Below are 279 nucleotides of genomic sequence, written 5' to 3' on the forward strand. Positions count from 1 at the left end.
GCCGAGTAATCAGCATACCAACGCCTTGAGGAATGAGTGCAACTGCTGTTTCAATGGCTGTGAAGTGTCGAAAGGTTTGAAAGAAAAGAGGGAGTATTAACAACGGACCCATGATGGCGATATTTGCGAAGAATAGCCCGGCACTTGAGGCTGCAAAGTTCTTATGGGTGAACAAATTCAGGGGCAGAACGGTTTGATTCATTTTAATACGATTATAAACGAGATATAAGAGAGCCGAAGCGAGGCCTATCCCCATCCACAAGATGGTCTCCTGATTGT

1 pseudogene is annotated in these 279 nt (G+C 45.2%); it reads right to left on the reverse strand.

Annotated elements, in window-relative coordinates:
* Positions 1 to 262: pseudogene (locus tag AC6UDG_RS07570) on the reverse strand (MFS transporter); the annotation flags it as partial.
* Positions 263 to 279: the final 17 nt, after the last annotated feature.

Source organism: Fructilactobacillus sp. X2R1C1 (assembly GCF_059901435.1).